The organism is Microcoleus sp. BM001215392, assembly GCF_036700185.1.
Classification (GTDB): Bacteria; Cyanobacteriota; Cyanobacteriia; order Cyanobacteriales; family Microcoleaceae; genus Microcoleus.
The window spans coordinates 1-11,817 of the sequence record NZ_JAUBOJ010000019.1; the positions used below are offsets into that span (position 1 = coordinate 1).

An 11,817-nucleotide genomic window follows, 5' to 3' on the forward strand; every position below is an offset into this window, starting at 1 on the left:
AAATCGAACTTCCTTTCTTTAGATCCAATTCCTGTCTACGGAAATATTGGCTCTCAGGATGTCACATTTAGCGGAAAGCGAATTAAGAGAGGATTGTACAAAACGTCGTGCGGTAGATTGATTAATGCCGATGTTAATGGGTCTTATAATATTTTGAGAAAAGCAATCCCAAATGCTTTTAGCGATGGGATAGTGAGCTGCGTAGCTCAGCCAAGGCGGGTTAATCCGCTCAGAGTGAAAGGGAAAGGGGAGGGACTTCATGCCTCCCATGTCATGTAATAGATGACTATACTTTTACAAGCTATTAATTGTAGGTTCCGCCTGCATCTATCCCCGTGAATTTGCCTATGTCAAGAACAGTTTATGATAGCCAAAGCTTGCTAAAACAAGCGATCGACCCCAAACCGCCGGTGGTGCATCCCGACACGCCCGCGAGCGAGGCGATCGCAGCGATGACTGAGGCGAGAGCCAGTTGCATTTTAATCGCGAGCGATCGGCAACTGCTCGGAATTTTTACAGAGCGCGATGTTGTGAAAATAACTGCTCGGGAAATACCGCTAGCGGGGGTGGTAATTTCTGCGGTAATGACGGAAAATTCGATCGCAATTTCTTTGGAGAGAGCCGAGAATATATTCAAAGTATTGAGCATATTGCCAACGGCAAAAATTCGTCACTTACCCGTCACAGACGAAGGCGGAAACTTGCTCGGCGCCATCACCGGAGAAGGTATCCGTCAAATTCTGAAACCGTGCGACTTGTTGCAAATGCGGCGCGCCGGAGAAATCATGAATGCAGAAGTAGTAATTGCCTCCACTAACACCTCTGTTTTAGAAGTCGCAAAACTGATGGCAACCGAGCACAAAAGCTGCACAGTCATTTGCACTGATTGCGATCGCAACCACCAGAAACCTGTGGGTATAATTACAGAACGCGACATTGTTAAATTCCAAGCTGCCGGACTCGATTTCCACGGTACAGCAGTCACCGCCGCCATGAGTTTTCCCTTAATAGTGCTAGAAGTAAAAGCCACATTGTGGGAGGCTCACCAGTTCATGCAGCAGCAACGCATCCGGCGCTTGGTGGTGGCGGATGAGGCAGGATGTTTAGCCGGGATTGTGACCCAAAGTAGCCTGTTGTACGCCTTATATCCAGTAGAAATGCTCGCCAATGTCGAGGTTTTGCAGGAAACAGTTGCCTAAAAAATGCTGGAGTTTAAAAAAGTGAACGAACAATTGCAAACAGAAGCACTGCGCAGAAGCGAAGTAGAGGAACAGTTGCGGATGTTAAATGAAAGTTTAGAAGAACAAATTAAGCTGCGAACTTTAGAATTAATTAACGCTAACAATCAGTTAAAGAAAGAAATACAAGAACGCGCCAGCGCTGAATCTGAAGTCCGCCGCCTCAACACCCAACTGGAACAGCGAGTGCGAGAGCGCACGGTTGAACTAGCAGCCACCAATGAAAATTTGCAGCAAGAAGTTACGGAGCGGCAATTGTTAGAACAAAAATTGCATTTTTCCGAAAGCAAAGTACGTGCAGTTTTTGAAGCGATGCCAGACATCGTTCTAGTGCTAGACAGTCAGGGCAACATAGAAGTTTTACCGACAAATACGGCGGCGTTTTGCGAGCCAGATTGCGACATAGTAAGTTTAACAGTCGAACATTTTTTTGACGACGAGAACCCAGATGATTGGTGGATGCTAGTTCAGCAAGTATTAGAAACGCAAGAAACGCTCAATTTTGACTACAGTTTAACAGTTGGCGGTCGCGAACTTTGGTTTTCTGCCTGCATTTCTCCGTTTTCAAAAGATGCAGTAATTTGGGTGGCCCGCAACATCAGCGCCCGCAAACTAGCAGAGTCAGCGCTCTGTCTAAAAAATAGTGAATTAGCTCATACTTTGGAAGAACTGAAACGCACTCAAAAAGAACTGATTCAATCAGAAAAAATGGCGGCTCTCGGACAGTTAATTGCCGGAGTTGCCCACGAAATCAATTCTCCTTTAGGGGCGATTCGCTCCTCGGTACAGAACATCGCCGACTTCTGGGCCGAACAATTGCAGCACTTACCGATGTTTTTCCAACAGCTATCCCAGGAACGGCAGCAGGATTTCTTTGCCCTGCTGCACAACTCTAGTCAAGAAATAGACACCTTATCTAGTAAAGAAAAACGTCAGTTAAAAAAAAGTTTGCAGCGGGAATTAGAATCAGCAGGGATTGACGGCGCCGACAGCATTGCCTGTACCTTATTAGATATTGGTATCTGCAATAACCTAGAAGCTTTGTTACCTTTGTTGAAAGACAGCACAAGTTCAAATATTTTACAAACTGCCTACGAATTTGCTACGGTACAAAAAAGCACTAAAAATATTACTACTGCGACAGATCGGGCAGCAAAAATTGTTTTTGCACTAAAAAGCTACTCTCGTTACGACCAGTCTGGCTCCAAGGCGATCGCGAATATTACCGACGGCATTGATACTGTTTTAACACTTTATCAATATCAAATCAAACACGGTGTGGAAGTAGTCAGAAACTATGGTAATGATTTGCCCTCTGTGCTATGCTATCCTGATGAACTAAATCAAGTTTGGACAAATTTGCTTCACAATGCGTTACAAGCGATGGGCAACAAAGGAGTGTTAAAAATTGATGTCAAACACCAAGATAGTACAATATCAGTCAGTATCACCGACAGCGGCAAAGGAATTCCCCCTGAGATTATGCCGAGAATTTTTGAGCCTTTTTTCACGACTAAACCTCCAGGAGAAGGCAGCGGTTTGGGATTGGATATAGTTCATAAAATTATTGAAAAACACCAAGGTAAACTGCAAGTAGAAAGCGTGCCAGGACAAACCAAGTTTACCGTATGCCTGCCAATATAATCAGTTTTTTTGATGGTCTTGGCATTGATACAGTTTTTATGAATCAAATAGGAGTCAATTTTTATGCCGAAGCCAGTAATTTTGTGCGTTGATGATGAACTTGTAATTTTAAACAGTTTGAAAATTCAACTAAAAAAGGAATTTGGGGATAATTACCTCTACGAAATTGCAGAAAATGCCGAGGAAGCTCTAGAAATTATTGAGGAAATTCAAGCAGAAAAAGAAAGCGATATTTTGGTGATAGTATCTGACTGGTTAATGCCTGGTCTTAAAGGAGATGAATTTTTGATCGGGGTTCACCAGAAATATCCTAGGATTGTGAAAGTTATGCTAACTGGGCAAGCCGACGAAGTGGCAATAGAACGGGTGAAAGAGCAAGCCAACTTGCACCGCTGCTTGTACAAGCCGTGGGATGGGCAAGAATTAGTAGAAACGATAAAATCTGGTTTGGCAAAAATATGAGTAATAAACCTGTAATTATTTGCGTGGATGACGAACCGATCATCCTGGAAAGTTTGAAGATTGAATTGAAAAAAGCCCTGGGTGAAGAACACTTATTAGAAACTGCTGAAGGTGGCGAAGATGCTTTAGAGTTGATCGATGAATTGCTGGCGGAGGGCTGCGAAATCGTGGCCGTGATTTCCGACTATCTGATGCCCCATATCAGAGGCGACGAATTGCTGAAGCAGATTCACAGAATTTTGCCAAAAACTATCAAAATTATGCTGACTGGCCAAGCAGACCTCGAAGCGGTGGCGAATACGATTAAATATGCTAAATTGTACCGCTACATATCGAAGCCTTGGCAGTCAGAAGATTTAAAATTGACTGTGAAAGAAGCGGTTAATAGCTATTTTATGGAGAAGCAATTAGCAGAACAAAATGCTCAACTCCAAAACCTGAATCAAGAATTGGAAACTTTAGTTGAGGAACGGACTGCACAACTTCGGTTGTCTGAGGAAAAATTTGCTAAAGCTTTTCGTTCTTCTCCCAATCCGATTACTATTACCAGGCTTAAAGACGGTCGCTATTTAGAAATTAATGAGGCTTTCTGCAAGATAATTGGTTATTCGGCGCCAGAAATTCTCGATCGCACGGCGCTGGATCTGAATCTGTGGGAAAGCAAACCAGCTTGGGCGCAGTTGTTTGCAATGTTAGACGAAAAAAAATTTGTTCGTAACTACGAATTTGATTGGCGCACTAAAACTGGGGAAATCAAAACCGGACTGCTGTCTGCTGAAATTATTGACATTCAGGGTGAAACTTGCGTGATTTCGGTGATTCAAGATATTAGCGATCGCAAATTAGCTGAAGAAAAACTCCGGGCGGTAGCGGCTTCTTTAGCCGCAGCGCAAAGAATCGCCCGCGTCGGCAATTGGGAATGCGATTTTTCTGCGGATACAACTACTTGGTCGGAAGAATTATCTCATATTTTCGGTTTTGATGCCGACCAAGCGCCGCCAACCTTGACTGAGTTTCGGCAATACGTGCATCCCGACGACAGACAAAAATGGCAAACTGCGATCGACGCTGCTATTGCTAGCGGAAAATCCTATAATTTAGAATATCGCATCCTGCGCCCAGAATCGACAATTGCCGCCGATAATTGCGCGTCACAGACAAGTGAAGGCGGCTTCATTCGTTACATCGAAGCTAGAGGAGAAGCAGTTGTCAACCAACAAGGACAATTGACAAAACTCTTCACAACTTTGATGGACATTACCCCCCGCAAACTGGCAGAAATAGCCCTAGCAGAGAGCGAGGAAAAATACCGCCATTTAGTTGAAACTTCTCAAGATATTATCTGGTCTTGCGATGCTCAAGGACACATTACTTTTATCAACCAAGCAGTCAAACAAATCTACGGTTACGAACCTGAAGAAATGATCGGCTGTTCTTTTGGCGATTTTTTGGCGCCAGGACAAATAGACCGCAACCTAGAACTTCAGCAGCCGTTGCTGACTGGAGATGCTGTGTTGCAGTACGAAAGTATAGTCTTAGGAAAAGATGGCAGACCGATTGATGTCAACACGAAGGCGATCGCACGCTTGGACGCATTGGGAAACATCACCGGTACAACAGGCACAGCTAGCGATATTACCGATCGCAAACAAGCAGAGATCGCCCTGAAAAAAGCTAAAGAAGAAGCCGACAGAGCCAACAGAGCTAAAAGTGAATTTCTCTCGAACATGAGCCACGAACTGCGAACTCCCCTCAACGCAATTTTGGGTTTTAGTCAACTGTTGGCCCGCGACGCCACCCCGGGTAGCGACCAACAGCAATACTTAGGAATCATTAGCCGCAGCGGGGAACATTTACTCGATTTGATCAATAATATTCTGCAAATGTCAAAAATTGAAGTCGGGCTAGTGACACTTAATAACAGCACCTTCGACTTGCACAAAATGCTAAAAAATACGGAAGATATGCTGAAATTGCAAGCCGAAAAAAAAGGGTTGCAGTTGATTTTTGATGCCACGCCAGACGTACCTCAATATGTTGAATCAGACGAAAGCAAGTTGCGTCAGGTTTTGATTAATGTCGTGGGAAATGCGATTAAGTTTACGGCGGAAGGTGGTGTGAATCTAAGAATAAAACATGAGCTGTTGGCAAATAAAAAAAATCGCGAAATTGCCATGAGCGACACTTGCTGCTTGTTATTTGAAGTTGAAGACACGGGAGCCGGAATTTTGCCGGAAGAAATGGACAACTTGTTTAAACCTTTTGCGCAGACAGAAATCGGGAGAAAAGCTCAAGAAGGAACTGGTTTAGGCTTGCCGATCAGCAAACAGTTCGTGCAGTTAATGGGAGGACAAATGACGGTGACTAGCAGCGTCGGGATCGGCAGCATTTTTAGATTTGATGTGAAAGTTTCGCTCCCTAATGCGGTGGAAATTCAGGTTGCTCAAACAGCTCGCTGCGTTGTGGGAATCGAACCAGGACAGCCGGAATACCGCATTTTAGCTGTGGACGATCGCGAAGAAAGCCGCTTGCTGTTGGTGAGAATGCTGTCATCCCTCGGTTTTGTGGTGCGGGAGGCTGAAAATGGTGTTGAAGCTCTGTCCGTGTGGTCGAGTTGGGAACCTCATTTGATTTGGATGGATATGCGGATGCCGGTGATGGATGGTTATGAAGCTACTAAACAGATTAAAGCGCATTTGAAAGGTCAAGCAACGGTGATTATTGCTCTGACGGCGAGTGCTTTTGATGAAGAGCGATCGGTGATTTTGTCTGCTGGGTGCGATGATTTTGTCGCCAAGCCTTTTCGAGAACAAGTGATTCTGGAAAAAATCGCTAAGTATCTGGGAGTACGTTATGTTTACGATCGAGAAGCTGCACTGAGTTCTGATGCTGTCGCCTCCGGTGACGTTTGGGCCCTTGGTGAAACGGCTTCTTTGCCTTTGATGCTGAATGCTTCATTTTTTGCAGCTATGCCCACTCAATGGGTGAATGAGTTGTACGCAGCGGCGGATGCGGTTGATAATGAGGAGATTTTTCGGCTGCTGTTGTCGATTTCTCCTGTTGATGCTGGTTTCCGCAGGGCGATCGCAGATTTGGTGAATAACTTTCGGTGCGATCGGATTATTGATTTGATTGAAGAGTCTAGAATTGTTTGAGGGAAGTTCGGCAACGGATTTTATAACGGATTTAACGGATGGATGTTGAGGTTTGAGGTTCGAGGTTTGAGGGGCGGGTTTGGGATGATTGATGATTTAGGTCGATCGCCTGTTGGTCAGCTCCCCTGCGGGCGATCGATTAATGTATCCTGGATTATGATTTAAATCAGGACTTACCAAGAAACAGTTTTTGATTGAGTTATAGCCTACTTTAAAAAATCTGATGTATTGACCAATTAATTAACAATTCCTCAATTCTTACCCTGAACGAAGCCGAAGGGCTAATCTCAAATTTCAAAATGTAAAAATAGAAAATCTCTAGTTATCCAGGAATTAGAGAACGCCTATAAACATTTAGTTAAAGCCCTCTCTGTTGCTAAATAAATCAGCCTTATTCGGTTCGGATGCGTCAGGCAAAAAAAAAGCAGTTAATTTGCGAGCAAGTGCTATAATTAAGATTTAACAGTTTTTTACGGTATCAGCAATTTATCAGTTAACAAACAAAAAACAGCGAGCGATGACCAGCAATCAAACAGAAGAGAATAAAGGCAACATATTAATTGTTGACGACACTCCCGAAAATTTGCAAGTTTTATCAGCAACGCTATCGGATCGCGGTTACAAAATCCGGGGCGTAATTAACGGCAAAATGGCAGTCAGAGCCGCGCGATCGGGTTCTCCCGATCTGATTTTGCTCGACATCAAAATGCCGGAAATGGACGGCTACGAAGTTTGCACGCAACTCAAAGCCGATCCAAAAACATCAGATATTCCAGTTATTTTCATCAGCGCTTTAGATGAAGTCTTGGACAAAGTAACCGCCTTTCAAGTTGGAGGAGTAGATTATGTCACAAAACCGTTTCATGTGGCAGAAGTTTTAGCGAGAATCGAACACCAACTGACTATCCAAAGACTGAAAAAAGAATTGATGGATCGCAATACCCAATTGCAACAAGAAATCATAGAACGCAAAAAAGCCGAAGAAGTAGCAGCCGCTGCATCGCTGGCCAAAAGTCAATTCGTTGCCAACATGAGCCACGAATTGCGGACTCCCCTGAACGCAATCCTTGGTTTTACCCAAGTCATGAGCCGCGACTCTTTGCTCAACAACGAAAATATCGAAAATCTCCGAATAATCAACCGCAGCGGTCAACATTTGCTGGAACTAATTAACGATGTTTTAGATTTGTCGAAAATAGAGGCAGGGATAATTGGCTTAGACGAACGCAGCTTTGACCTTTATCAACTCCTCGACACTCTCGAAGAAATGTTTCAAATCAAAGCTGAGCTGACAAATTTGCAATTGAGATTTTTCGTGCAGGCGAATGTTCCACAATATATAAAAACTGACGAGAAAAAGCTGCGCGTCTGCTTAATTAACCTGCTGGGAAATGCCATAAAATTCACTCCTGAAGGCGGCAGCATTTGGCTGCGCGCGAGCATGGAAAGCAAGCAGGATCGACCGGAATCGGAAATCAATCTTAACTATAGCTCAACCGAAGAATTTGGGATTATATTTGAAGTTGAAGACACGGGAGTTGGCATAGCAGTAGCAGAACTTGACAATTTATTTGATGCTTTCGTGCAAACAGAAGCTGGCAAAAAAGCGGCTGACGGTACGGGATTGGGTTTGACTATTACGAAAAAATACGTGCAGATAATGGGCGGAGATATTGGGATCGAAAGTGTTTTAGGTGAGGGGAGCCGTTTTAAATTTAATATTCGAGCATTTGCCGCTACTGAGTCTGAAATCACAGTCACGACATTGCAGCGGGTAATTGGATTAGAAGCAGAGCAACAGGTTTATCGAATTTTAGCTGTTGACGACAACCAAGAAAATCGGCTGTTGCTGGTAAAAATGTTGCAACCAATTGGTTTTGAAGTCCTAGAAGCAGAAAACGGTCTCCAAGCTGTTGAACTTTGGGAAAGTTGGCAGCCGGATTTAATTTGGCTGGATACGCGAATGCCAGTAATGGACGGTTTGGAGGCTGTCAGACAAATTAGAGTTAAGGAGAAAGCAACTCAGGGCCGAACTGTAATTATTGCTCTGACTGCTAGCACTTTTGAGGAAAGAAAAGGCGAAATTATTGCCGCAGGTTGCGACGATTTTGTGCGAAAACCTTTTCAAGAACAAATCTTGTTTGATAAGATGACTTGTTATTTGGGAGTGCGCTATATTTATGAAGAATTGCCGCAACTGCCGGTCGGGGCTTTGCGGCGTTATTTTGTGGCAGAAAAACCAGATTCATTTTTTGTGTCGCTGCTGACCGAGATGCCTCTATATTGGGTGCAGGAACTCAACGAAGCAGTTAATGATGTTAATGAAGAGCTGGCGATTGAAATTGTCGATCGCATTTCTGAAACTCATCCAATTTTAGCTCAGGCTTTAAACGATTTGCTGGCGGATTACCGACTCGACAGGATCTTGAATTTAACTCAATTAATTTTGAAATAAATGGATAATAGCGAAATTAAAATATTGGTGGTTGACGACCAACCGAGCAATCTGCGGTTCTTGTCCGAGCTGTTAAAAGCCGAGGGGTATCAGGTTTACCGGGCTATTTGCGGTCAACTGGCGTTGAATGCTGCGATCGCCCACTGCCCCGATTTAATTTTGCTCGACATTAGAATGCCGCAAATGAACGGTTATGAAGTTTGTCAGAGACTGAAAGCGACGGCCAAAACAGAACAAATTCCGGTGATTTTTTTAAGCGTATTAGATAATATTAACGATAAATTAAAAGCTTTTCGAGTGGGCGGGGTAGACTATATTGCCAAACCTTTTCAAGTAGAAGAAGTTTTGGCGCGCATCGACAAGCAAGTCTGCTTGCAAAAACTGCAACAGCAATTAAAAGAGCAAAACGCTCAACTGCAACAGTCGCAGTCGCTGCTGGCTAGTATTTTAAATAGTTCTTTAGACGGTGTGGTGGCTTATTCTGCCGTCCGCAACAGTGAGGGAACTATTCTGGATTTCGAGTGGCTGTTAGTCAACCCTGCGGCCGAAAAAATTTCAGGTCAGACATTTAATGTGATGGTTGGCAAGTATTTGTTGGCAGAAATTCCCCAAGTCCGCAACAACGGGTTATTTGATTTATATGTTTCTGTAGTAGAGACCGGAGAAACTGTAGACCAAGAATTTTATTACCAACACGATCGAGCTATAGGTGCTTGGCTACATATTGTCGCTGTCAAATTAAACGACGGTCTGGCAGTAACATTTCGCAATATCACCGATCGCAAATTAGGAGAAATTGCCCTGCGCGAAAGCGAAGAACGGTTCCGGGCGATCTTCGAGCAAGCGGCAGTCGGTATCGCTAAAACCGCGCTCTGCGGTCAATTTTTGCGGGTAAATCCCGGCTTCTGTCAAATAGTCCGCTACGCAGAATCGGAATTGTTGCAGCTTGATTGGCAGGTAATTACTCACCAGGATGACATGGAAGCTGACAGAGAATACGTGCGGTTGTTGTTGTCGGGAGAGATTCAAACTTTCTCTCGGGAAAAGCGTTTGCTCTGCAAAGATCGGGAAGTGTGCTGGGCAAATGTTACTGTTTCGGCAATGCGCGATGCTGAGGGGACGGCGCAGTATTTGATTTGTGCGATCGAGGATATTTCGGAGCGCAAAATCGTACAAGAATTGCTGCAAACGAGTTTAGAAACTCAAACCCGCTACTCTCAAGAATTAACTCGCTCTAATGCCGAACTCGAACAGTTTGCCTATGTGGCTTCTCACGATTTGCAAGCACCTTTGGGCACGATTGCCGGCTACGCTCAACTATTAGAAAGGCGGTACCACCACCAACTTGATGCCGAAGGAAATAAATTTCTCGGCAATATTGTGAATTCTTGCGTGCGGATGCAGGGGCTGATTGATGATTTGCTGGAGTATTCGCGGGTGTGTCGCAGTCAGAAACGTTTTGATATGATAGATTGCAATCAGGTTTTTGATGATGCTTGTGCTAATTTGCAGTTGGCTATTGGCAAGAATCAAGCTTCTGTTACTAGGGGCGATTTGCCAAGGGTAACAGGTGACAGTTTTCAATTGCTGCAACTGTTTCAAAATTTAATTGGTAATGCCATTAAGTACCGCAGTAGCTCGCCGCCAGTAGTCCGGGCCCGCGCCCAGCGTCAGGGGAATAACTGGGTGTTTTCGGTTCAGGACAACGGTATAGGGATTGCCGAACAGTACCACGGGCGAATTTTTCAGATTTTTCAGCGCTTACACACTCAAAAAGAGTATTCGGGAACTGGTATCGGTTTAGCGATTTGTCAAAGAATTGTCGATCGCCACGGCGGCCGCCTTTGGCTAGAATCAGAACCAGGTACAGGCTCGACTTTTTATTTTTCTATTCCGGTTCCACAGTAAACTCAGCAGTTGGTTGGAGCAGTCATCAGTGATTTACTTTAACTATAAATATCTTTATCGTTTCTTTACACGAATACTCGAAAACAGTAGCATATTCACTGATGACATCGAGCTAAAAATCAATCAAGATCGATCTATTAGCTGGCTCATTTTACAACTTAAGAATCAGCGGTGCGTGCCAAACTTTTCAGTTTGTTTCAACTGCATCCAGAGCATCTGGCTTTGGTATGCAGGACTTTCCCTAGTAGTTCTCTCACAAGCAGTTGTGATGTGTTTGCAGCAAGGTGGTTCTCAGATCGATGGTCAAGTAAAACCAGCATGATTTGCTCATATTTGCAAATCATGCACAATCGCAAATTGCTGCAACACAATAAATTCAGCGCGATCGGCAAAATGTCCCCAGGATGGGCACAGATGCAATGCTTGCGATCGCACACCGCTCGCCCGTCTCGCCTCCTCACAAAATCCGTTGGTAGTGAGACAAAGCCGTGAATTATAAACAGAAAAAATTTGCTATTTTAATCGCCAACGATGATGAGGATACGCGCTTTTTGGTGGCGGAAGCACTTCTCGAAGTTCGATATTCAGTTAGAAGCGAATTTGTGGAAAATGGAGAACAGGTGCTAGACTATTTGTACCGTCGCGGTCAATATGCTGGGATCGGCAACTGGCACCGGCCAGACCTCATACTTTTGGATCTGAATATGCCGAGGCTTGACGGGCGAGAAGCACTAAGCGCGATCAGAGCTGACCCCGATTTGCAACAAATTCCGGTGGTGATTTTAACAACGTCGCACCGCAGCGGAGATATCTCGCTGTGCTACAGATTGGGGGCAAATTCTTTTATATCCAAACCAGTCACTTTTGAAGGATTGGTTGAAGTAATGAAGACTTTATGTCAGTATTGGTTTGAAATCGTTTCGCTGCCGCCCCCGGAGCTGTAAGCTTGCTCGCA

Annotated in this window: 8 protein-coding genes and 1 pseudogene; all 9 read left to right on the forward strand. The window is 44.2% G+C overall.

Translation table 11 applies throughout. The features are described from left to right. Positions 1-279, forward strand: a pseudogene (locus tag QT974_RS04035) (RNA-guided endonuclease TnpB family protein); the annotation flags it as partial. Positions 280-347: 68 nt separating this feature from the next. Next, positions 348-1,199, forward strand: coding sequence for a CBS domain-containing protein (locus QT974_RS04040; protein ID WP_333467236.1), 852 nt, complete (start codon positions 348-350; stop codon positions 1,197-1,199). 21 nt (positions 1,200-1,220) lie between these two features. Next, positions 1,221-2,882: a sensor histidine kinase gene (locus QT974_RS04045; RefSeq protein ID WP_333467237.1), complete on the forward strand. Its 1,662-nt coding sequence runs from the start codon at positions 1,221-1,223 to the stop codon at positions 2,880-2,882. Positions 2,883-2,945: 63 nt separating this feature from the next. Next, a complete protein-coding gene (locus tag QT974_RS04050; protein ID WP_333467238.1) occupies positions 2,946-3,344 on the forward strand; it encodes a response regulator in 399 nt (132 codons plus the stop codon). Beyond that, the gene (locus QT974_RS04055) at positions 3,341-6,499 is read left to right on the forward strand and encodes a PAS domain S-box protein (RefSeq protein WP_333467239.1); all 3,159 of its coding nucleotides are present in this window, start codon (positions 3,341-3,343) and stop codon (positions 6,497-6,499) included. The genes QT974_RS04050 and QT974_RS04055 overlap by 4 nt, the downstream gene beginning before the upstream one ends. A gap of 517 nt (positions 6,500-7,016) precedes the next feature. Beyond that, positions 7,017-8,954: a response regulator gene (locus tag QT974_RS04060; RefSeq protein WP_333467240.1), complete on the forward strand. Its 1,938-nt coding sequence runs from the start codon at positions 7,017-7,019 to the stop codon at positions 8,952-8,954. Then, positions 8,955-10,862, forward strand: a complete 1,908-nt coding sequence (locus tag QT974_RS04065) for a PAS domain S-box protein (protein WP_333467241.1) — start codon at positions 8,955-8,957, stop codon at positions 10,860-10,862. It abuts the gene before it with no gap. 171 nt (positions 10,863-11,033) lie between these two features. Continuing rightward, a complete protein-coding gene (locus QT974_RS04070; protein WP_333467242.1) occupies positions 11,034-11,354 on the forward strand; it encodes a hypothetical protein in 321 nt (106 codons plus the stop codon). Continuing rightward, positions 11,351-11,806 (forward strand): response regulator, encoded by a 456-nt coding sequence (locus QT974_RS04075; protein ID WP_333467243.1) that lies wholly within the window; start codon positions 11,351-11,353, stop codon positions 11,804-11,806. Before QT974_RS04070 ends, QT974_RS04075 begins: the two co-directional genes overlap by 4 nt. The last annotated feature ends 11 nt before the right edge of the window (positions 11,807-11,817 follow it).